The 20,466-nt window shown below is 68.8% G+C and carries 20 protein-coding genes; 13 read left to right on the top strand and 7 right to left on the bottom strand.

Annotation, left to right across the window (positions count from 1 at the left end; translation table 11 throughout):
* Nucleotides 1-55: 55 nt before the first annotated feature.
* The 3 genes from MEICH_RS0120240 (at nt 56) to MEICH_RS0120230 (ending at nt 4,190) form a co-directional block, all read left to right on the top strand.
* Entirely contained in the window at nt 56-997 is a 942-nt protein-coding gene (locus tag MEICH_RS0120240) for an SDR family oxidoreductase (RefSeq protein WP_027894108.1), read from the top strand.
* A 323-nt stretch (nt 998-1,320) separates the two neighbouring features.
* The gene (locus tag MEICH_RS0120235; RefSeq protein WP_027894107.1) at nt 1,321-3,186 is read left to right on the top strand and encodes an ABC transporter permease; all 1,866 of its coding nucleotides are present in this window, start codon (nt 1,321-1,323) and stop codon (nt 3,184-3,186) included.
* A gap of 68 nt (nt 3,187-3,254) precedes the next feature.
* Nucleotides 3,255-4,190: an ABC transporter permease gene (locus tag MEICH_RS0120230; RefSeq protein WP_027894106.1), complete on the top strand. Its 936-nt coding sequence runs from the start codon at nt 3,255-3,257 to the stop codon at nt 4,188-4,190.
* A gap of 254 nt (nt 4,191-4,444) precedes the next feature.
* On the opposite strand, the gene MEICH_RS0120225 is transcribed toward MEICH_RS0120230, so the two are convergent.
* The gene (locus MEICH_RS0120225) at nt 4,445-5,053 is read right to left on the bottom strand and encodes a hypothetical protein (protein WP_027894105.1); all 609 of its coding nucleotides are present in this window, start codon (nt 5,051-5,053) and stop codon (nt 4,445-4,447) included.
* A gap of 371 nt (nt 5,054-5,424) precedes the next feature.
* Between MEICH_RS0120225 and MEICH_RS0120220 the strand changes: the two genes are divergently transcribed.
* The 4 genes from MEICH_RS0120220 to MEICH_RS26275 all read left to right on the top strand — a co-directional run bounded on the left by MEICH_RS0120220 (nt 5,425) and on the right by MEICH_RS26275 (nt 8,072).
* Complete coding sequence (locus MEICH_RS0120220) at nt 5,425-6,039, top strand: diguanylate cyclase (protein ID WP_027894104.1); 615 nt, start codon at nt 5,425-5,427, stop codon at nt 6,037-6,039.
* A complete protein-coding gene (locus tag MEICH_RS26280; protein ID WP_051304384.1) occupies nt 6,036-6,566 on the top strand; it encodes a nucleoside deaminase in 531 nt (176 codons plus the stop codon). Before MEICH_RS0120220 ends, MEICH_RS26280 begins: the two co-directional genes overlap by 4 nt.
* Before the next feature lie 78 nt (nt 6,567-6,644).
* The gene (locus MEICH_RS0120210) at nt 6,645-7,409 is read left to right on the top strand and encodes a methyltransferase domain-containing protein (protein WP_027894103.1); all 765 of its coding nucleotides are present in this window, start codon (nt 6,645-6,647) and stop codon (nt 7,407-7,409) included.
* A gap of 60 nt (nt 7,410-7,469) precedes the next feature.
* Nucleotides 7,470-8,072 carry a GGDEF domain-containing protein gene (locus MEICH_RS26275; protein WP_084542446.1) on the top strand — a complete coding sequence of 201 codons (603 nt, stop codon included), beginning with the start codon at nt 7,470-7,472 and terminating at the stop codon, nt 8,070-8,072.
* Here the strand turns inward: MEICH_RS26275 and MEICH_RS0120200 are convergent.
* The 5 genes from MEICH_RS0120200 to MEICH_RS0120180 all read right to left on the bottom strand — a co-directional run bounded on the left by MEICH_RS0120200 (nt 8,031) and on the right by MEICH_RS0120180 (nt 11,798).
* Nucleotides 8,031-8,519 (bottom strand): NUDIX hydrolase, encoded by a 489-nt coding sequence (locus tag MEICH_RS0120200; protein ID WP_051304382.1) that lies wholly within the window; start codon nt 8,517-8,519, stop codon nt 8,031-8,033. The genes MEICH_RS26275 and MEICH_RS0120200 overlap by 42 nt on opposite strands.
* A gap of 41 nt (nt 8,520-8,560) precedes the next feature.
* Entirely contained in the window at nt 8,561-9,133 is a 573-nt protein-coding gene (locus MEICH_RS0120195; protein WP_169730713.1) for a lysoplasmalogenase, read from the bottom strand.
* A gap of 54 nt (nt 9,134-9,187) precedes the next feature.
* Entirely contained in the window at nt 9,188-9,964 is a 777-nt protein-coding gene (locus tag MEICH_RS0120190; RefSeq protein ID WP_027894100.1) for a PSP1 domain-containing protein, read from the bottom strand.
* An 87-nt stretch (nt 9,965-10,051) separates the two neighbouring features.
* A complete protein-coding gene (locus MEICH_RS26270; RefSeq protein ID WP_051304380.1) occupies nt 10,052-10,966 on the bottom strand; it encodes a hypothetical protein in 915 nt (304 codons plus the stop codon).
* Nucleotides 10,967-11,066: 100 nt separating this feature from the next.
* Nucleotides 11,067-11,798, bottom strand: a complete 732-nt coding sequence (locus tag MEICH_RS0120180; RefSeq protein ID WP_027894099.1) for a metallophosphoesterase family protein — start codon at nt 11,796-11,798, stop codon at nt 11,067-11,069.
* A 323-nt stretch (nt 11,799-12,121) separates the two neighbouring features.
* On the opposite strand from MEICH_RS0120180, the gene MEICH_RS0120175 reads away from it, so the two are divergent.
* The 4 genes from MEICH_RS0120175 to MEICH_RS0120160 all read left to right on the top strand — a co-directional run bounded on the left by MEICH_RS0120175 (nt 12,122) and on the right by MEICH_RS0120160 (nt 17,080).
* A complete protein-coding gene (locus tag MEICH_RS0120175) occupies nt 12,122-12,775 on the top strand; it encodes a hypothetical protein (protein ID WP_245587720.1) in 654 nt (217 codons plus the stop codon).
* A complete protein-coding gene (locus tag MEICH_RS0120170) occupies nt 12,775-12,987 on the top strand; it encodes a hypothetical protein (protein ID WP_027894097.1) in 213 nt (70 codons plus the stop codon). The genes MEICH_RS0120175 and MEICH_RS0120170 overlap by 1 nt, the downstream gene beginning before the upstream one ends.
* Before the next feature lie 246 nt (nt 12,988-13,233).
* Nucleotides 13,234-15,981 carry a hypothetical protein gene (locus MEICH_RS0120165; RefSeq protein ID WP_157202932.1) on the top strand — a complete coding sequence of 916 codons (2,748 nt, stop codon included), beginning with the start codon at nt 13,234-13,236 and terminating at the stop codon, nt 15,979-15,981.
* A 244-nt stretch (nt 15,982-16,225) separates the two neighbouring features.
* Entirely contained in the window at nt 16,226-17,080 is an 855-nt protein-coding gene (locus tag MEICH_RS0120160; RefSeq protein WP_027894095.1) for an SDR family oxidoreductase, read from the top strand.
* A 300-nt stretch (nt 17,081-17,380) separates the two neighbouring features.
* On the opposite strand, the gene MEICH_RS0120155 is transcribed toward MEICH_RS0120160, so the two are convergent.
* On the bottom strand, nt 17,381-17,776 hold the full coding sequence (locus tag MEICH_RS0120155) for a hypothetical protein (RefSeq protein ID WP_027894094.1): 396 nt from the start codon (nt 17,774-17,776) through the stop codon (nt 17,381-17,383).
* Between the two features lie 150 nt (nt 17,777-17,926).
* Here MEICH_RS0120155 and gnd point away from each other — a divergent pair, with 150 nt between their 5' ends.
* Nucleotides 17,927-18,838 carry a phosphogluconate dehydrogenase (NAD(+)-dependent, decarboxylating) gene (gene gnd / locus MEICH_RS0120150; RefSeq protein WP_027894093.1) on the top strand — a complete coding sequence of 304 codons (912 nt, stop codon included), beginning with the start codon at nt 17,927-17,929 and terminating at the stop codon, nt 18,836-18,838.
* Between the two features lie 77 nt (nt 18,839-18,915).
* Nucleotides 18,916-20,289, top strand: coding sequence for a glucose-6-phosphate dehydrogenase (zwf, locus tag MEICH_RS0120145; protein ID WP_027894092.1), 1,374 nt, complete (start codon nt 18,916-18,918; stop codon nt 20,287-20,289).
* The last annotated feature ends 177 nt before the right edge of the window (nt 20,290-20,466 follow it).

The following is a 20,466-nucleotide window of genomic DNA, read 5'->3' as shown; positions in this document are numbered from 1 at the left end:
CGAATCATGACAGGAGGTGTCATATATGGCGGCTAGGCTCGAGGAGGAGGTAAACATGAGTCTCGAAGGCAAGGTAGCGGTGGTGGCCGGGGCGACCCGGGGGTGCGGGCGCGGGATCGCGGTGGAGCTGGGCGCGGCCGGGGCGACGGTGTACTGCACCGGGCGCAGCACCCGGGGCAACCCCTCCGACCTCAACCGTCCGGAAACCATCGAGGAGACCGCCGAGCGGGTGACGCAGGCGGGCGGGGTGGGGATCGCGGTGCGGGTGGACCACACCCGGGAGGAGGAGGTGAAGGCGCTGTTCGAGCGCGTCCGGGCCGAGCAGAACGGGCGGCTCGACGTCCTCGTCAACGACGTGTGGGGCGGGGATTCGATGATCGAGTGGGGGAAGCCCTTCTGGGAGATGGACGCGGCGCAGGGGTGGAGGCTGCTCGAGCGCTCCGTCTACAGCCACCTCCTCACCAGCCGCTACGCGGTGCCGCTGATGCTGGGGCGCAACTCGGGCCTCATCGTCGAGGTCACCGACGGCGACAGCCTCAGCTACCGGGGGAATTTCTTCTATGACCTCGTCAAGACCACCGTGATCCGGCTGGCCTACGCCATGGCCGAAGAATTCAAGTCCAACCGCTACGTCGGCGAGGGCGGCGCGAAGTCGGCGGAGGCGCCCAAGGGCATTACCGCCGTCGCCCTCACGCCGGGCTTCCTGCGCTCGGAGGCGATGTTGGATCACTTCGGCGTGACCGAGGCCAACTGGCGCGACGCCATCGCCAAGGACCCCTACTACGCCGAGTCGGAGACCCCGCACTACATCGGGCGGGCGGTGGTGGCCCTGGCCTCCGACCCCAACGTGCACCAGAAGGCGGGCAAAGCCCTGGCAACCTGGCACCTCTCCCGCGAGTACGGCTTCACCGACGTCGACGGCCGGGCGCCGCACTGGCAGGAGTTCTTCGACCGGATGCAGGCGCGGAAGGGGTTGGATAGTGTCGATGGTCGATAGCCGATAGCTGATAGCTGATAGCCGGGCGCGGGTCGCGGGTCGTACGTCCTGCGCCCGGCGTCGTACGTCCTACGTCGTACGCCAAACGCCAAACGCAAGACGCAAGACGCAAAACGCCCCTTTTTACCCCCCTTAGCAAGGGGGGCTGGGGGGATACCCCCTCCCCGCACGCGGGGAGGGAAGGGGTGGGGTAAGCACGAGCCACGGGCCCCCGCCTCCCGCTGACGGCTGACTACTGTCCCCTCGAGCCCCCACGAACACGGGCCATGCGGCTATGAGCAACGCCGGGCATGGCTTAGAATCCCCGTAGTGCAGGGGGCCACATGGTGCGCTATCTGTTGCTCGCAGTGAACTTCGTCGTCGTGTTGCTCATGGCGCTAGCGCCATGGGCCGTGCTCAAGCGCGAGTTCGGCGGGGTCGGGGTGCTGCTCACGCCCTTCGACCTCGTGAACCCGCAAAACCTCCAGCTTCCCGCCATGAACACCGGCTGGGCGGCGCCGTTCTTCTGGGTGTGGGTGTTGCTGGTGCTCGTCGCCAGCGCGGCGCTGTTCCTGCCCGACGCCCGCACCCGCGCGCGGCTGCTGTACGGGGTCGGGGCGGTGGGGCTGCTGCTGTTCGTGGCCGAAGCCGTGGTGTTCTACCAGACCGTCAACGCCATCAACGGGCCCGCGCTCGAGGCCGGCACCTCCCCGCGCCGGCTGCCCTTGCGGCGCTTCAGCCTGTCGCTAGGGGCCTACATGGGCGTGTTCTTCAGCCTGGGCATGCTGATCCTGGCGCGGCTGCAACTGGCCGGCGGCAAGGCCTTCCTGGTGCGCTACCGGGGCGTGGTGGTGCCTTTGGTCTCGCTGCTGCTGGCCTCGCTGATCGGCGCGCTGGTGGTGGGCTTCATCCGGCCCGGCCTGGGCGCCGAGGGCAAGGTGCTGCCGCTGCTGGACGCCATCGCCACCAAACTCGACCTGGTGACCTACACCTTCCAGTTGCTCTTCAGCCCCGTCATCAGCGTGACCGGCTGGTTCCAGAGCCTGCTGCTGGCCACGCCCCTCATCTTCACCGGGCTGGCGGTGGCCTTCGGCTTCCGCTCGGGCCTGTTCAACATCGGGGCACCGGGGCAGCTCACGGTGGGGGCCATCGCCGCGATGCTGGTGGGGGTGTACCTGCCCGGGCCCGGCTGGGTCACGCTGCCCCTCTCCATCGCCGCGGCAGCGGCGGGCGGCGCCCTGTGGGGGGCCATCCCGGGCTGGCTCAAGGCTCGCTTCGGGGCGCACGAGGTCATCAACACCATCATGCTCAACTACGTCGCCGCCTCGCTCTTCCTCTTCCTCATCGCCGCCAACGAGTACAAGTTCTTCGGGACCACCGTGCGGCTGCCCTTCAAGGCTGAAGGCTTCGAGGCCCGCAGCAACGAGGTGCAGGAGGGCTCGCGCATCCCGCTCATGCTCGACCTGCTGGTGCGCGACGGCCACCTCTCGTGGGCCATCCCGCTCGCGCTGGTGCTGGGGCTGGTGGCCTACTACACCCAGCGCCGCATGGACCTCGGCCGCCGCCTGCTGATCTCAGGGGGGGCGGTGCTGGCGGGGTACGTGGTGGGCGGCTTCCTGCCGGGGCCGTCGGTCGAGCTCACGAGCGCCCTCACCTCCTCGCGCTTCAACGGGGCCTTCCTGCTGGCGGTGCTGGCGCTGCTGTTCTACAACTTCTACCTCTTCCGCACGCCCGGCGGCTATGAGCTGCGGGCGGTGGGGCTAGCACCCAAGGCGGCCGAGTACGGCGGGGTCAACCTGCGCTCCAAGACGGTCCTGGCCATGGCCATCTCCGGCGCGCTGGCCGGGCTGGCGGCCACCCACTACGTCCTGGGCGGGGGCATCGACGAGTACCGCCTCAAGCAGTCGCTGCCCACCAGCGTCGGCTTCGACGGGATCGCGGTGGCTTTGATGGGGCAGAACACCCCCATCGGCATCAGCCTCTCGGCCTTGCTGTTCGGCGTGCTGCTGACGGGCGGGCTCGACCTCAACCAGCAGCTCGCGGTGAGCCGCGAGCTGGTGACGGTGCTGCAGGCCCTGATCGTGCTGTTCATCGCCGCGGGCGGCTTCTTGCCGCGCTACTTCATCGACCCGCTGCAGGCCGCGCAGGTCGAGACCGAGGCCCGTGCCGAGCTCGAGGCCCGTGAAAAAGCGTTGGTCGGGAGGGCTTGATGAAACGCTTGTCGCCATTCATGATCGGATTCCTCGTGGTCGCGGCGATCGCCGTGGTGTTTCTGGGGATGCGGGTCGAGTCGGCCATCCTGATCGCGCTGTTCTTCTCGACCCTGCGCCAAACCACCCCTTTGCTGTTCACCGCCTTGGGGGGCATGTTCTCCGAGCGCTCGGGGGTGACCAACATCGCCCTCGAGGGCATGATCCTCTTCGGCGCGGCCGCGGCCGCCATCACGGTGGAGCGGCTCGAGGCCCCCATGCTCGCCGCCGACCCCCTGTCCCGGGCGGCCTGGATCCCCTGGGCGGGCGTGGTGGCCGGGGTGCTGATGGGCGGCCTGGTGGCCACCGTCTACGCCATCGCCGTCATCCGCTACAAGGCCGAGCAGATCGTGACCGGCACCGCCATCAACCTGCTGGCCGCCGGGGCCCCGCCGGTGCTGATGCAGGCCTTGTACAACACCACCACCAACTCCAAGGAGGTCGAGAACCGCCTCCCGGTGATCGGGGTGGCCGGGGAGAGCCTCTCCCCGCTGGTGTTCCTGGCCTTCTTGCTGGTTCCCCTGTGCTGGTGGGTGATGTTCAAAACCCCCTGGGGCCTGCGCCTGCGCGCGGTGGGCGAGCAGCCTGAGGCCGCCGACACCATGGGGGTCAACGTCTACCGCCTGCGCTACACTGCGGTGATCCTCTCGGGCCTGCTGGCCGGGCTGGCCGGGGCCTACCTCTCCATCGGCTTCCTCAACCAGTTCGTCAAGAACATGTCGGCCGGGCAGGGCTTCATCGCCCTGGCCGCCCTGATCTTCGGCAAGTGGCACCCGCTGGGCGTGCTGGGCGCGACGCTGCTGTTCGGCTTCTTCCGGGCGCTGGCGATCCAGCTCGGCGGCGGCGAGGTGATGCCCTCGGTGGTGGTGGAGGCGCTGCCCTACGTCCTGACCATCCTGGTGCTGGCTGGGTTCATCGGGCGCAGCCGGCCGCCGGCGGCGATCGGTAAGCCGTATGAGAAGTAGTCGATAGCCGATAGCCGGGCGCGGGTCGTACGTCGTACGACGTACGACGTACGCAAAACGCCAAACGCAAGACGCAAGACGCCCTTTCTTGGCCCCCCTTAACAAGGGGGGCTAGGGGGGATATCCCCTCCCCGCTGGCGGGGAGGGTTGGGGAGGGGTCCACCACGGGCCACCAGCCTCCCGCTGACGGCTGAAAGCTGACCGCTGACGGCCCCCCTACCCTCACCCGCCGCGCGTTTTGCCGGGGCAGGCCCTCAGGCCTGTGGCTCCGGGTTGAGCTGGGCGTAGGCCACTACCCCGATCAGGCCGCTGAGGCCTACCAGCAGCACGAGTACGAACAGGTCGAGCACGGGGACGGAGGACCCGGTGGGGACGTAGTTGATGAGCTGGATCAGCAGCACCAGCAGCACGTGGCGCGGCACCCCGGCCCGCAGGATGAGGTGCCAGCCCTCCCGCACGGCCTCGGTCCAGGGCATGTGGCGCTCGGCGAGGTACTGGAAGGGGTAGAACCACAAGAGCGCCAACACCGCGTTGGCCGCGAAGCCCAGCAGCACAGCCACCGCCGGGGAGAAGCGCTCGAGCGGCAGCGGCACCACCAGCCCCACCAGCAGCAACGCCAGGTACACCCACCCCGCGAGGAAAGCCTCGCGGCGGAACTGCTGCCACAGCAGTTCAGGAGCCCACTCGCCGCGGCGTAGGTAGCGCAGCATCACCGCGTTGAAGCCCACCTGCATGGGCCCGATCAGGATCCCGAAGCTTACGAAGCTGAAGAGCAGGGCCACGAAGGTGACCCACAGCACCCCCAGCGGGTGGTGGGCGAAGATCCCCAAGGTCACCGAGAGCACGCGGGCGAGGCTGAGCATCAGGCCCATTGTATAGAGCGGTTTGCGGAATGACTGAGCCAAAGCTGGAAGCTGGATCGGCGGCTCGATAGCCGGTTTTGCCGCTCCTCCCAGCGGCAAAATGCCCGCAAACCGCGATAAACCCCTTGATACCAGATTCGGTCAGTTCGTCCCCATTCGGGGACGGACTGACCCGACCGAAGGGATACGCTTTCTTCGCCGACCGTCAGGGAGGGGTGTGCTCTAGGATTCAAAAAGATAGCCTCTGAAGGTCTTTGGTTTGGGTGATTATCTTTTTGAATCCGGTATGAAAGGGTTCCATTCGCATGACTTGACACGTATATATGTGGCTCATAACATATATACGTGAAAGCTACTAGAGAGGATGTCATATGACCGGAGCTACTACGCTCGACCGCGAGAGCTTTTATCAAACCCTGACGAACTGGAAGGAGGACGGCCCTATCTCGGTGGCGGTGGCCGACATCGACGAGTTCATGCCGGTCAACCAGAACTACGGGCGCGAGGTGGGCGACGCGGTGATCGCGCTGGTGATGAAGGCGCTGGCCGGGAGCCTCCCCCCCGGCAGCCTGCTCACCCGCATTGGCGGGGACGAGTTCGCCTGCGCCCTGCCGGGGGCCAGCCCCGAGGAGGCGCTGATCCAGCTCGAGGAGATCCGGCAGTACCTCGCGGGTCGCAAGCACAACGTGGGGGAGGTCTCGCTGGCGGTGCGGCTGTCCATCGGCATCGCCAGCTTCCCCCGCCACGTCTCCGACCCCCAGCAACTGCTCCAGGCCGCCGACGAGGCGCTGTTGCGGGCCAAGCGCGAGGGGCGCAGCCGGGTGGCGATCTACGTGGAGGACAAGATGGTGCTGAAGTCGAACTACTACCCCAAGAACCAGCTCGCCCGCCTCGCCACGCTGTCCGAGCGCCTGGGCCGCACCGAGGCCGCCCTGCTGCGCGAGGCCCTCGCCGACCTGCTCGACAAGTACCGGGAGTTCCTGTGATCGAGCGGCGCTGGATGGAGCGGGCCGTGGAGCTCGCCCTGCGGAGCCTCGAGGAAGGCACTTACCCCATCGGGGCGGTGCTCACCGACGCGGAGGGCCGCCCGGTCGCGGAGGGGCGCAACCGGGTGCTGCCCACCGGCGACCCCACGGCCCACGCCGAGGTCGAGGCGTTGCGCAACGCGGCGGCGTGGTTCAGGGCCCAGGGCGACGACCGGCGCAGGCGGCCGGGCGAGGCCCTGACCCTCTACACCACGCTCGAGCCCTGCCTGATGTGCGGCAGGGCCATCCTCTTCGCGCAGGTGGGGGCGGTGGCCTGGGGCGCCAACGACCCCTACGGCGGGGGCCACCGCATCCTGCAGGCCCAGTCGCACTACGACGGGCACCGGGGCCGCTGGAGCCGCCTGCGCACCTGGGCCGAGCCCTTCCCCGACCTCGCCCGCGAGATCCGCGCCCTGATGCGGCGCTGGGAGGGGCTGCGGGGGCGCCTGGGGGAGTTCCCCTGGCCCGAGCCCGAGGAGGCCCGGTGACCAACCTCTCCCCCAGCCTGGGGCGCGCGGGCCGGGTCTGCCCGCAAGAGCTAGCTTCCCAACCCCTGGAGTAACGCCATGCCCTGGAACCCCGAACAGTACGAGAAATTCAAAGCCGAGCGCACCGCCCCCTTCGACGACCTGCTCGCGCTGGTCAAGGTCAGGCCCGGCCTGCGGGCCGTGGACCTGGGCTGCGGGACCGGCGAGCTCACCCGCCGCCTGGCCGACCGCCTGCCCGGCAGCACCGTAACCGGGCTCGACAGCTCCCCCGAGATGCTCGCCAGGAGCCAGAACTTCGCCCGCGAGGGGCTCAGCTTTGTACAGGGCGACTTCCGGGAGCTCGAGGGGCAGTACGACCTGATCTTCTCCAACGCCGCGCTGCAGTGGGCCGACGACCACCCCACCCTTTTCGCCCGGCTCTGGGGCTGCCTGAACCCCGGCGGGCAGATGGTGGTGCAGATGCCCGCCAACGGCGACCACCCCTCCCACCGCCTGGCCCGCGAGGTCACCGAGGAGCCGGAGTTCAGGGCGTACTTCCCCAACAGCGGCCGCCGCCACCCGGTCCTGCCGGTCGAGGACTACGCCCAGTTGTTCTTCGACCTCGGCGGGCAGGACATCACCGCCGTGCTCAAGGTGTACCCCCACGTCCTCCCCGACGCCGACGCGATCGTGGAGTGGGTGAAGGGGACGCTGCTCACCGCCTACCTGGGCGTGCTGCCGGAGGAGTTGCAGGGGGCTTTCCTCGAGCGCTACCGCTCGAGGCTGAACGAATTGATGCCGCAGAAGCCGGTGTTCTACGGCTTCAAACGGGTGCTGCTGGCGGCGAGCAAGCCCGCCGTGTAACGCCCGATACGCAATCCAGGGCGGGAGCGGGCCGCGTAGGGCTTGGGAGGAGGTTCGGAGATGGAGTGGGTGGGAGGTTTGTTGCTGGGCGCATTGATCGCTAGCGCCGGGTGGAGGGTGGCGTACCTGCGGGTGCTGGAACAGTCCTGCACCGACTCCCTCACCGGCCTCCCCAACCGGCGGGGCCTCGAGCGGGCGCTCGCGCGCGAACTCGCCCTGGCCGAGCGCTCCGGCGAGCCCCTGTGCCTCGTCCTCTTTGACCTCGACGCCTTCAAACGGGTCAACGACACCTTCGGGCACGCGGCAGGCGACAAGGCCCTGCGCCTGGTGGCGCGCGTGGCACGGGAGAAGCTCCGGCACTCCGACTGGGTGGGGCGCTGGGGCGGGGAGGAGTTCGTGGCGGTGCTGCCGAACACCTCCCTCATGGCCGCCGAGGCCATCGCCCAGCGGCTGCGCAAGGGGGTGAGCGCCCTCGAGCCCGTCCCCGGCTGCCGCCTGAGCATCAGCCTGGGGGTGGCGGCGTACCGCCCGGGCGAGGGCGCGGCGGAACTGCTCGAGCGCGCCGACGCCCTGCACTACCAGGCCAAGCGGGCCGGGGGCGACCGGGCCTGCGCCGAGGGGTCAGAGCTCGAGCTCGACCACGTGGCGCGGGTGATCGGGTAGCCGCGTGAGGCCCTCGCGCAGGAAACGGGGCTGCACCGGCAGGCGCGGCATCTGGTCCTGGGGGAACCAGCGATACAGCAACTGGGTGTGCCCCTCGCTCCCGCGCCGCTCCCCCTCCCAGAAGTCCGGCAGGCTCATCGCGAAGTAGAGCCCCACCTCGTGATGGGCGCGTCCCTGATGGCCGAACAGGTTCTCGACCACGAAGAGCAGCGGGCCGGTCTGGGCCTCGAGCCCCAACTCCTCGCGCATCTCGCGCCGCAGGGCCTGCTGGGCGGTCTCGAGGGCCTCCACCCGCCCGCCGGGCAGTGCCCAGAAGTCGTCCTCCAACCCCCGGTGCAGCAAAATTTGGCCGTGCTGGAGGGCGATCCCGGCCACCCGGTAGATGAAGCGCACCCCCTGCGCGGCGAAGTGGGTAGGGGCTACCCCCTGCTCGGGAATCTCGGCCATAGGCCCTAAAGCCTACGCCAGCCCGGCGGCTCGGGCAAGGCTCAGCCCACCGACAGCGCCAACAGGTACTGGCCCACGTAGTACAGCGGCAGCCCCAGCAGCGGGTTGAGCACCTCCGAGCGCACGAAGCGCTCGCGGGCCACGAAGAGGTCGGAGAGGTAGAACAGCAGCGCCCCCAGCCGGGCCTCCGGGCGGCCTGTCGCCAGGGCGAAGAGCAGCATCAGGCTGATGACGGCGGCGTAGGCCAGCACCGGGACGCGCCAGCCCTCGAGGTGCGGCCACAGCCAGCGGACGACCCCCAGCCCCACGCCCAGCACCAGCGCGAAGGCCCACGGGCCGGGGCTTCCCTCGGCGGCGAAGGCCCCCACGTAGGCCAGGTGCGCCAGCAAAAAGGCGACCAGCCCCGCTAGGAAGGCCCGCCCCGAGGGGAAAATCAGGAAGACGTCGCCCAAAGCCGAGAGCACCAGCCCGGCGAACACCCACTGGGCGAAGCGGCCCTCGAGGCCCTGCGCCAGGGCCAGCAACAAAAAGCCCAGCGAGCAGGCCACCTTGAAGGCCGCCCGCGCCAGGGGCCGCCGGCGCACCTCCGCCGCCAGCAGGCCCAGCAGGGACAAGCCCCCCAGCCCGATCCAGAGCCACGACGCCGCCGGCACCCGCCCACACCCGCTTCAGCGCCGCAGCTCGTCCTTGTGGGCCGTGACCATGCTGCCCTCCTCGGTGATCATGTCCACGGTCTGGGCCAGCGGGTTGAGCTTGACCACCTTGCCGCACACGTCGTGGATGGTGCACACCTTGGCGTTCTTCTTGGGCAGGCCCGCCAGGAGCTCCTGGTAGAGCTCGTGCTCGTACTGCAAGCAGCACAGCAAGCGCCCGCAGGGGCCGGAGATCTTCTCGGGCGACAGCGGGAGCTGCTGGTCCCTGGCCATCTTGATGGAGACCTGGGCGAAGTCTTGCAGGTGGGTCGAGCAGCACGACTCCATGCCGCAGGCCCCCAGCGTGCCCAGGTAGGCGGTCTGGTCGCGCGGGCCCAGCGCCAGGAACTCCACGCGGGCGCCCGCCAGCCGGGAGATCTCCCCCACCCAGCGGCGCAGGTCCACGCGCTCCTCGGCGGAGTAGTGCACCGAGAGGTGGTTGCCGTCGAGGGTGAACTCGCAGCCCAGCAGCTTGGCCGGGACGCTCTCCCGGCGGAACTTGGCCTTGAGCCACCACTTGAGGTCCTCGGCGCGCTCGCGCAGCTTGCTGGCGGCCTCGAGGTCCTGGGGGGTGGCCTGCCGCACCACCTCGCCCTGGGGCCGCCCCGCCCGGGGCGCGGTGCGCACCTTGCCGAGCTCGAGGCCCCTGGGGGTGCTGACCACCACCCAGCTCTCGAGCGCGGGGGGCTCCCCGCTGAAGCTGTAGTCGTAGAGTTTGGGGCCGTGATTGAAACGGACGCCTACGCAGTCCATCGATCCTCCTCGCTTTAGACCCCGGGGCCGAGCCAGCGGCCCCCGGCGGGTTCACAGACCGGAGTCTGATGCCCCCACTCTACAATTTCAGTGACCTGATAGGGTTTCGCGCCCCTGCGCCGCCGCCCACAGCCGCAGGCCCAGCCAGTTGAGCACCAGGTCCTCGCTCACGTAGGCGCTCAGGGCCTCCTGGGCCTGGTGGAGGCTCAGCAGGGCCTCGGCGCGGCGCGGGTCCTCGGGGGGGAGGGACTGCCCGAGCTTGCGGGCCAGGTAGCTCAGGCCGCCTTCGGTCTCGAGCAGCGGTCCCAGGGCCTCGAGGGTCTGGGCGGGGCCTTTCCCCAGGCTCTGGAGCACCCCCTGCACCCGCCCCACGAGCTGGTTGAAGAGGGCGGGGTTGTCGAGCGCCCAGCGCACCCGTCCCACGCTGCCCTCGGCGTAGGCCAGGACCTCGGGGTCGCGGGTGAGGCCGTGCAGCGTCTCCTCGGGCAGGGGGCCGAAGGCGAGCTCGAGCGAGCGCGAGGCCAGGGTGGGCAGCACCATCTCGCGGCTGGGCGCGACGAGGATGAGCCGGGCGTAGGCCGGGGGCTCCTCGAGCACCTTCAGCAGCGCGTTGGCGGCGGGCTCGTTGAGCAGGTGGGCCCCGTCGATCACCGCCACCTTGGCCCGGAAGCGCGGGTAGGTCGAGAGCCAGTCCAGGAGGTTCTCCCCGCCGTCCTCGCGGGGGGCGATCTGCTCGAGCCGGATCTGCAGGTTGCGGGCCTTGCGCCCGGTCTTGGTCTCGGCCTCGGGCACGATCTCGAGGTAGTCGGTGGGCTCCTCGAGGCGGCACGAAGGGCACTGCCCGCAGCCCGGGAAGCCGTGGGCGCAGTTGAGGCCGTAGGCGTACCAGCGCGCCACCGCCCGCCGCCCCACCCCCTCGGGCCCGGTGAAGAGCAGGCTCTGGCTGCTCAGGCTCGGCAGCAGCTTCAGGATGCGCTCGTGTCCCAGGATCGAAGGTTTCAACCGTATTCTCCGTAAAGTGCCCGCAACTTGCCCTGAACCATCGCGCCTAAGGTAGCTACCGGCTATTGGCTATCAGCTATCGACGACCTCCGAAGGAGGTCTATTTCCCATGCAGCAGGCGCTCGTAGAGCCAGTTGGGGAAGCCCGCCTCCTCGATGCGCCGCAGAACCTGCTTGAGGTCGTAGCTGGCGCGGTGGAACTCGACCAGGTCCTCGCCGCTGTCCCAGATGGCGTAGGCGGCCCCCGGCGTGCCGTCGCGGGGCTGCCCCACCGAGCCGGGGTTGACGATGGCCCGCACCTTGGGCGCCAGGATCAGCTCGCCGCCGTTGGTGTAGCGCTGGTAGCGCACCCACTGGCCGTTGGGGCCGTCGAGGGAGAGGTAGGCCCCGGCCAGGTGGGTGTGGCCGTGGAAGATCCAGCGTGCCGCGGTGCAGTCGAAGCCCTGTCGGGCGAGCTCGAGGTCGTCGAGGTACTGCATGGGGTCGCAGGGGCTGCCGTGCACCACCAAGGCCCCCTCGACGGTGACGGCCATGGGCAGCTTGGAGAGGTAGGCGTGGCTGGCCGCGCTCATGCGCTCGGCCTGCCAGGCGATGATCTCGAGGATCGGCCCCTCCACGTCCAAGGAGCCCAGCGAGAGCATCCAGGCGTCGTGGTTGCCCAACACCCCGACCGCGTCGTGCGAAGCCAGCCAGGACACCACCCGCTCGGCGTCGGGGTAGTACCCTACCGCGTCCCCTAGAAACAAGACCCGCTCCCAGTCCCTGGCCTCGCGCAATATCGCCTCGAGGGCATTCCAGTTACCGTGCAGGTCGGAGAGGATCAGGTAACGCACAGTGACACATCATACGGCACGTGACCCGGGGACCAAGGGCCCCTTCAAGCCCACCTAAAGGGGGAGGCAGGGAGCTCGTGGCGCGTGATCTGTGGCTCGTGGTTTACCCCTCCCCGCCAGCGTCGAGGGTCAAGGGCGTTTGACGTTCGGCGTTCGGCGTTTGGCGTTCGGCGTTTGACGTTCGGCGTTTGGCGTTTGGCGTTCGGCTGTCGGCGTTTGGCGTTTGGCGTTCGGCTGTCGGCTATGGGCTATCGGCGTTCAGCGTCCGGCCACCCACCCCTCCCAAGCCCTTATGTCCCCCTCACCTTTGTTATGCTGTACCTGTGCTCGAGGCCGACCCCCGCGACCCGGCCGCGACGGAGACCGACGTGGTGAAAGAACCCCTGCCTTCCGACGAATCCCCCGGCACCGACGGCTCGGCGTGGCTGGAGGAGGTTTTGGCGCGGCACGTCCGCACCGGATGTGACGAATTCGGCAGCTTTTACGCCTGGCTCGAGGGCCATTACGGCGGGGAAACCGTGCTGCTGTGGGCCCCGCGGAGTGGAGGCGAGGCGGTGATCCGCGCGCTGCGCGACCTGGGGTGCGGCTACAAGGGCCGCATCGTGCTGGGGCTCGACGCCTCGCCCGGGCACGGCACGCCCTTTCTGCGGGCGCTCGAGTGGGTCCGCCCGCGCCGCGCGCTCGTCCTGACCGAGGGGGAGGGGGTGGGCGTGAGCTTTACCCCCCAGGCGGCCGAAGCCCCGGACGCCGAGGCGCTCGAGGCCGTCGCGCCCACCGGCCTGGCCTACCGGGAAACGCCCGTCCTGCGGGCCTGGGAGGGCGAGCTCGAGGCCGACCTCCCCCAGATCCCCGGCCCGGCCGTCGGCGTCTATGGTTGGGAGCGGGGAATACCCACCTACGGGGTCGGCCTGGTAGGATTGGAAAAGACCCTCCAGGCCCTGCTGCGGGCCTGGCGTTTGAACGTCGAGGAGGCTTGATGCTTGGCGCGGTTTTCACCCTGATCTTCGTCATCGGTTCGATTTTGGTCACCAGCTTGATCTACCTGGCCCTCAACCCCAAGAGCGTTAACGTCGAGGGTGAAGGCGCCGACCTGCGCTACATCGGCTACGCCCTGGTCCTGATCATCCTCTCCGCCGCCACCATCGGGGCCATGCTGCTGCTGGGCAAGGCCCATAACGCCATCGGCTAGGATCTAGCGCCGGGAAACCGCCCCGCTACGGCGGGGTTTTTTGCTTGCTCGAGGCGGGACGTAACGTAATTAACGCCGTTATGTGGACGTTTCGCCAGACCTTCTCCGACTCACACCGCTAAATCACCGAGCACGGATGCCGTTCCTAAGGCTCATCCCAGGGTTACTGCCCCTTCACGCCCCGGCCGCTAGCCTCTAACTCACGGAGGCTTCTGGATGAACGTTCAAAGGCATCACTTTGGATTCTTGGTACTGCTCCTTCTCATCTTAGCAGCTTGCACTCCCGCCCCGGGCAGCCTCAAGGTAACCATCGCAGGCCTGCCCTCGGGCGCCGACGCCAGGGTGACCGTCAGCAAGCAGGGCGGAGGATTCAGCAAGGAAGTCAAAAAGAGCGAGACCCTCAGCAACCTTGCCAGCGGCACCTACCAGATCAGCGTGTCGGCGGTAACCGCCGGGGGCTACACCTACTCCGGCTCCCCCAGCAGCACCTCCGTAAAGGTCGAGGGGGGCAAGCAGGCCGAGGTCACGGTGACCTACCAGGCCAGCACCGGCGGCCTGAGCGTGAGCGTCGCCGGCCTGCCCGACGGCGCCAGCCCCGAGATCACGGTGACCGGCCCCAGCGGGTTCAGCCAGAAGGTCGCCACCAGCACGACGCTCACCGGGCTGGTCCCCGGCCAGTACAGCATCAGCGCTGCCGACGTGAGCGTGGGCGGCTACACCTACGTGGCCTCGGTCGATCCCGCAACAGTCACGGTGACCGCGGGGGTCACGGCGACCAGCCAGGTCACCTACGGGGCCGGTGACGGCAAGCTCACCGTCCGCGTGAGCGGCATCCCCGGCGGGGCCAGTGCCACCGTAGCCGTGTCCAAGGTGGGGGGCGGCTTCAGCCAGAACCTCACCTTCAGCGGCAACGGCAGCCAGAGCCTCGTGGTCCCCGTCGGGCAGTACAACATCGCCGCCAACCCCTTCACCGTGGGCGCAGACACCTACGCGGGCACGGTGAGCGAGTCGCCGGTGACGGTGACGGGCGCGAGCACCAAGGAAGTCACCGTGAGCTACGGGACCAACAGCGGGAGCCTGCAGGTCAACATCAGCGGGCTGCCCTCCGGTTCGGGCGAGCCGGTCACCGTGAGCGGCCCTAGCGGCACCTTCACCCTGGGCTCGAGCCAGACCCTCACCGGCCTGGCCGTGGGCAGCTACACGGTCACCGCCGCCAACGTCTCCAAGGACGGCAGCACCTACGCCGGCACGGTCACGACCTCGCCGGTCACGGTTTCCGCGGGGGCCACGGCGTCGGTGAGCATCAGCTACGCCGCCATCTCCGGGCGCCTCGTCGTGACCATCGCCGGCCTGCCCGGCGGGGCCAACGCGAACGTCACGGTGACCGGCCCCGGCGGCTTCAGCCAAACCCTCACCGCCAGCGCCACCCTCGACAACCTCCAGCCCGGCACCTACACCATCACCCCGGCCAACGTCTCGTTCGACGGCTTCACCTACCAGGCTTCGGGAAGCTCGGCCACCGTGGCCTCCGGGGCCACCGCTAACGCCCAGGTCAACTACGCTGCCGTAGACGGCAAGCTCACCGTTACCATCAGCGGCCTGCCCGCGGGCACCAACGCCAACGTCACCGTGAGCGGCCCGGGAGGCTTCAGCCAGAACCTCACGGCCAGCACCACCCTCACCAACCTGACGCCGGGCACCTACACCATCACCGCCGGCGGCGTAGTGGTCACCAAGACCACCGTGGACGAGCACTACCAGGCCAGCGGCGGCAGCGCGAGCGTGAGCGCCGGGGCCACCGCCAGCGCCAGCGTGACCTACAGCAAGCACGGCTCGGGCAAGCTCTGGGTCATCGAGTACGGCGACGACAACGGCACCCCGGCCGACCTCAGCGACGACCGCCCCAGCCGCCTCCTGGGCTACGACCAGGCCGCCGGAACGGCCGTCGCGGTGGACCTGGGCTTGCAGAACGCGACGAGGAAGGCGCGCGGCCTGGCGCTCGACAAGGCGGGCAACGTCTGGGTGGGCATCGGGACCGAGGTCTCCAGCAGCTCCGGCGAAATCCGGATGTACCGCGCGGCCGACCTCGCCAGCCCCTCGCCCAGCCCGGCGGTGACCATCACCGGCCCCGACCTGGGGACGCCCCGGTCGCTGGCCTTCGACGCCAGCGGCAACCTGTGGGTCGCCGACCAGTTCAACCACACCATCCTGCGCTTCGACGCCTCGAGGCTGGGCGCCAACTACACCGGCGCCGCCGACTACAAGATCGAGGGCTTCGGGGGCCACATGACCACCCCCACCGGCCTGGCCTTCGACGCCGACGGCAACTTGTGGGTGGTGTCCTTCCACGGCACCAACGCCTCCGACGCCCCCTCCGACTCCCCCGGCCAGATCCTCAAGTTCAAGGCGAGCCAGCTCAGCGGCAGCGGCGGGTACAACGGCCGTGCGGCCATGATCATCTACGACAACAGCGCCAACGCCAACGACAAGAACTCGCTCTACGGGCCCATCAGCCTGGCCTTCGACGCCAGCGGGCGCCTGTGGGTCAGCAGCAAGCTCGGCGACTTCATCGCGCGCTTCGACGTGAACTCCCCCAGCTTCCCCGCCGACTGCGACTACCCCGGCGGCGTGATCACCACCTGCAGCCCCGGCACCGGCGAGTACAGCGGCGCCCCCGCCGTGAAGATCACCGCCAACGGCACCTGGAAGCAGCCCATCAGCCTGGCTTTCGACAACGTGGGCAACCTCTGGGTGAGCGACGACCTGCCGCCCGCCGGCACCAGCCCGCAAACCCTGCGGCAGTGGAACCCGCGGATGCCCTACTTCTCCTCGGGCGACGCCACCGGGCAGATCATCCGCTTCAACGCCGCCGACCTGGGGGCCTCGGGCTCGCCAGCTCCTGCCGCCGGCGCGACGCTCGGGGGGCTGCGCGGGCCGCTGGACATGCTCTTCAACCTCCCCGCCTCGAACCTGCCCATCTCCGGGCGCCCCTGACGGTTCCGAAGCCTCGAGTTCCCGACCCCCGCCACCTGGCGGGGGTTCAAACATGTACCCGAACCACAGCTACCGCCGTCAGCTTCCGGCGAGGGGCTTATACCAGATTCGGTCAGTTCGTCCCCGAATGGGGACGAACTGACCCGACCGAAGGGTGTGCTCTAGGATTCAAAAAGATAGCCTCTGAAGGTCTTTGGTTTGGGTGATTATCTTTTTGAAGCCGGTATTATTGTAAGCTATTCGTATGTTTGAACCTGGTTTACTTCAAGACAAGGTCGTGCTGGTCACGGGGGGCGGCACCGGGCTCGGGCGCTCGATGAGCACCCGCTTTCTCGAGCTGGGGGCCAAGGTGGCCATCGCCGGGCGGCGGCAGGAGGTGCTCGAGCAGGCCGCGAAGGAGATGGGCGAGCAGACGGGGGGCGAGGTACTCCCCGTGCCCTGCGACGTGCGCGACCCCGAGGCGGTGAAGGTCATGATCGACGCCGTCGAGGGGCACTTCGGCCGCGTGGACGTGCTGCTCAACAACGCCGCCGGCAACTTCATCTCCCCCACCGAACGCCTCTCCCACCGCGCGGTGGACGCGGTGCTGGGGATCGTGCTGCACGGGACGTTTTACTGCACCCTCGAGCTCGGCAAGCGCTGGATCGCCCGCGGCCACAAGGGGACCGTGCTCAACATCGCCACCACCTACGCCGAGGGCGGCTCGGGCTACGTGGTGCCTTCGGCGGTCGCCAAGGCCGGGGTGGTGGCCCTGACCCGCTCGCTGGCCGCCGAGTGGGGCAAGTACGGCATCCGGCTCAACGCCATCGCCCCCGGCCCCTTCCCCACCGAGGGCGCCTGGAGCCGCCTGATGCCCACCCCCGAGATCGAGAAGCTGTTCATGGACCGCATCCCCCTGCGCCGCCTGGGCGACCACAAGGAACTCGCCAACCTCGCCGCCTACCTCATCTCCGACCACGCCGGCTTCATCACCGGCGACCTCGTCTACATCGACGGCGGCGAAAAAGCGTGGGGCTCCGGCGAGTTCAACGTGCTCGACGCAGTGACCAAGGAGCAGTGGGACGCCCTCGAGGCGATGCGGAAAAAGCAAAGGGAATAGAGAGCCGTCAGCTATCCGCCGTCAGCCGTCAGCAAATGGCGCGTGGTCCGTGGTTCGTGGCGTGTGGTTACCCCTCCCCACTGGTGTCAAGGTCGAGGGCCAGGGCGTCTGGCGTTTAGCGTTCAGCGTTTAGCGTTCAGCGTTTAGCGTTTGGCGTTTAGCGTCTGGCGTTTAGCGTTTGGCGTCTGGCGTTTGGCGTTTGGCGTACGACGTAGGACGTACGACGCACGACCCGCCCCCGGCATCCGGCGTTTAGCGTTCGGCTATCAGCTATGGGCTATCGGCTAGCGGTGTTCCCTCCTAAAAATCAATCCCCAACTTGTACCGCCCGCTGCGCCCCTCCTGGTCGAGCTCGAGCTTGAAGCTCGTGTTGTTGCGCTGGTAGCGGGCCTCGAGCTTGGTGGCCGCGCCCTTGCGCTCGAGGGTCCAGCGGCTCCAGCCGGCTTTGGAGAGGTAGTCGTGGAAGTGGGCGTAGACCCGGTCGAGGTCGGCGCTGGTCTCGAACTGCACCTCGCTCGAGCCGTCGCCCTTCTCTTCGCGCTTGAGGATGCGGCTGCCGGGATAGGCCGGCAGGCCCAGGCGGCTGTTGACGAGGGCCGGGGTGGAGGGGGCGACAGGTTCGGCCGGCGGCAAGGGCTGTACCGTCAATACGCACGAGGAAAGCAGGGCCGTCAAGGCCACGAACAGGATTCTCACAAATTTGAGTTTATCCAGCGAAGATAAACGCTAGCTGAGTCGGAGGCGGGGAATGCGCGTCCCCATCGGCCGGGGGAGCGTTTTCCGGGCGGGGGCGCGGTCCGCCGTTCTCGAGCGCGCTTCGCCGCGAAGCACGTTAGACTTGGGGGCATGGATTTGGCGATGATCGGCCTGGGGCGGATGGGCGGCAACATGGCCCGCCGCCTGCTGCGTGCCGGGTTCGGCGTGGTGGGCTACGACCACTCCCCCGAGGCGGTGCGGGCCCTGGCGGCTGAGGGGCTGGCTCCCGCCCCCTCCCTGGAGGCTCTGCGCGGCCTGCTCCCCGCGCCGCGCACGGTGTGGGTGATGCTCCCGGCGGGGGACGTCACCGAGGCGACGCTGGAGGAGCTGGCGGGGGTGCTCGAGCCCAGGGATCTGGTGATCGACGGCGGCAACGCCTACTACAAGGACTCGCAGCGGCGCGCGGCCTGGCTGGGCGAGCGGGGCCTCCTCTTCGCCGACGTGGGGGTCTCGGGCGGGGTGTGGGGCCTGGAGAACGGCTACGGGCTGATGTTCGGCGGCTCGCCGGAGGTGGCGGCGCGGCTGGAGCCCGTGCTCCGGGCGCTGGCCCCCTCCCCCGGCCTCGGCTGGGTCCACGCCGGGCCGGTGGGGGCGGGGCACTTCGCCAAGATGGTCCACAACGGCATCGAGTACGGCATGATGCAGGCGCTGGCCGAGGGGCTCAACCTGCTGCGCAAGAAGCGGGAGTTCGGCTTCGACCTCGCCCGCCTCACCGAGGCCTGGCGGCACGGGACGGTGATAAGGAGCTGGCTCCTCGACCTCACCGCGCAGTACCTCGCCAGCGACCAGGACCTGGGGGATATCGCCCCGGTGGTGGCCGACTCGGGCGAGGGGCGCTGGACGGTGCTCGAGGCCGTCGAGCTCGGGGTGCCCATCCCGGTGATCACCCAGTCGCTCTACACCCGCTTCGAGAGCCAGGACGAGGAAGACTACGACGAGCGCCTGCTGGCGGTGATGCGCAAGATGTTCGGCGGGCACGGGGTGAAAAAGGCCCGAGACTGAAGGGGAGCACGGACAATGGTGAGACTTATGGCGTTTGACGTTCGGCGTTCGGCGTTCGGCGCGCCCGGGAGGCGCCCATGATCGACCTGGTGATCTTCGGCGCGACCGGCGACCTGGCCGCGCGCAAGCTGTTCCCGGCTATCTACGAGCTCGAGGCCGGGGGCTACCTGCCCGACGAGTTGCGCATCGTGGGGGTGGGCCGCAAGCCCTGGAGCGAGCAGGACTTCGACAAGAACGTGCGGGCCGCGCTCGAGGAGTTCCAGGGCAACCTCGACGGCACGGTGGTGGAGCGCCTCCTCAAGCGGGCCACCTACCGCCAGATGGACTTCTCGCCCGAGAGCTTCGAGGCCCTCGCCAAGGACAGCGCCCCCTCGAGCATCTTCTACCTCTCCCTCCCCCCCGACGCCTTCCCGGTGGTGGGCACCGGGCTGGGCGAGGCCGGGCTGGCCCGCGAGAGGGGCAACCACTTCCGCCGCCTGGTCATCGAGAAGCCCTTCGGCCACGACCTCCAGAGCGCCCTGGGGCTCCAGGCCACCCTCACCAAGTACTGGGACGAGAGCCAGATCCTGCGCATCGACCACTTCCTGGGCAAGGAGACGGTGCAGAACATCCTGGTCTTCCGCTTCGCCAACTCCTGGCTCGAGCCCTTGTGGAACGCCCAGCACATCGCGCAGGTGCAGATCACGGCCGCCGAGGGCATCGGCATCGAGGGGCGCGGGGCCTTCTACGACAAGGTGGGGGCGGTGCGCGACATGATGCAAAACCACATGATGCAGCTGCTCACCCTCTCCGCCCTCGAGCCCCCGCCCCGCCTCGAGGCCGACCTGCTGCGCAACGAGAAGAACAAGGTGCTGCGCTCGGCGCGGCCGCTCTCCTCCGGCGATGTCGTGCGCGGGCAGTACGCGGGCTACCTCGAGGAGGCCGAGGTCGAGAGCTCCAACACCGAGACCTTCGCGGCGCTGCGGCTGTACCTCGACAACTGGCGCTGGAAGGGGGTGCCCTTCTACCTGCGCACCGGCAAGGCCCTCAGCAAGAAGCGCACCACCATCGCCGTGCAGTTCCGCGAGCCGCCCGCGCAGCTCTTCACCGACACCCACTGCGACCCCGGCTCGAGCTGGGTGGTGCTGGAGCTGCAGCCCAACGAGTCGCTGCACCTGGAGATGCAGGTCAAGACCCCCGGCCTGCAGTTCGGCTCGAGGCCCGTGGTGCTCTCGACCCCCTACAACAACGGCGACGCCCACGAGCTCTCGGCCTACGCCACGCTGATCCTGGACGCGCTCGAGGGCGACGCGAGCCTGTTCATCCGCTTCGACGAGGTGGAGTGGGCCTGGCGCCTCATCGAGCCGGTGCTCGAGGCCAACCACCCCGCCGAGCTCTACGCCGTGGGCTCCGACGGCCCCGCCGGGCAGCACTACCTGATGGAAGACCCGCACCGCTGGCGCAGCCTTTAATACCGGATTCAAAAAGATAATCGCCCAAACCAAAGACTCCCGGAGGCTATCTTTTTGAATCCTAGAGCACACCCCTCCCTGACGGCCGGCGAAGAAAGCGCATCCCTTCGGTCGGGTCAGTTCGTCCCCATTCGGGAACGAACTGACCGAATCGGGTATAAGGTGGGGTTGCTACAA

Source organism: Calidithermus chliarophilus DSM 9957 (assembly GCF_000430045.1).
GTDB classification, from domain to species: Bacteria; Deinococcota; Deinococci; order Deinococcales; family Thermaceae; genus Calidithermus; species Calidithermus chliarophilus.
Note: the sequence above shows the minus strand (reverse complement) of the source record. Positions and strands in the feature narration are given on the sequence as shown.

Bases quoted from the DNA above. Each gene is read 5' to 3' on its own strand.
- MEICH_RS0120235 (WP_027894107.1), top strand. From the start codon at position 1,321: ATGGTGCGCTATCTGTTGCTCGCAGTGAACTTCGTCGTCGTGTTGCTC.
- MEICH_RS0120220 (WP_027894104.1), top strand. From the start codon at position 5,425: ATGACCGGAGCTACTACGCTCGACCGCGAGAGCTTTTATCAAACCCTG.
- MEICH_RS0120170 (WP_027894097.1), top strand. From the start codon at position 12,775: ATGCTTGGCGCGGTTTTCACCCTGATCTTCGTCATCGGTTCGATTTTG.
- gnd (WP_027894093.1), top strand. From the start codon at position 17,927: ATGGATTTGGCGATGATCGGCCTGGGGCGGATGGGCGGCAACATGGCC.
- MEICH_RS0120240 (WP_027894108.1), top strand. From the start codon at position 56: ATGAGTCTCGAAGGCAAGGTAGCGGTGGTGGCCGGGGCGACCCGGGGG.
- MEICH_RS0120190 (WP_027894100.1), bottom strand. From the start codon at position 9,964: ATGGACTGCGTAGGCGTCCGTTTCAATCACGGCCCCAAACTCTACGAC.
- MEICH_RS0120225 (WP_027894105.1), bottom strand. From the start codon at position 5,053: ATGCTCAGCCTCGCCCGCGTGCTCTCGGTGACCTTGGGGATCTTCGCC.
- MEICH_RS0120210 (WP_027894103.1), top strand. From the start codon at position 6,645: ATGCCCTGGAACCCCGAACAGTACGAGAAATTCAAAGCCGAGCGCACC.
- zwf (WP_027894092.1), top strand. From the start codon at position 18,916: ATGATCGACCTGGTGATCTTCGGCGCGACCGGCGACCTGGCCGCGCGC.
- MEICH_RS0120160 (WP_027894095.1), top strand. From the start codon at position 16,226: ATGTTTGAACCTGGTTTACTTCAAGACAAGGTCGTGCTGGTCACGGGG.
- MEICH_RS0120230 (WP_027894106.1), top strand. From the start codon at position 3,255: ATGCGGGTCGAGTCGGCCATCCTGATCGCGCTGTTCTTCTCGACCCTG.
- MEICH_RS26275 (WP_084542446.1), top strand. From the start codon at position 7,470: ATGGAGTGGGTGGGAGGTTTGTTGCTGGGCGCATTGATCGCTAGCGCC.
- MEICH_RS0120200 (WP_051304382.1), bottom strand. From the start codon at position 8,519: ATGGCCGAGATTCCCGAGCAGGGGGTAGCCCCTACCCACTTCGCCGCG.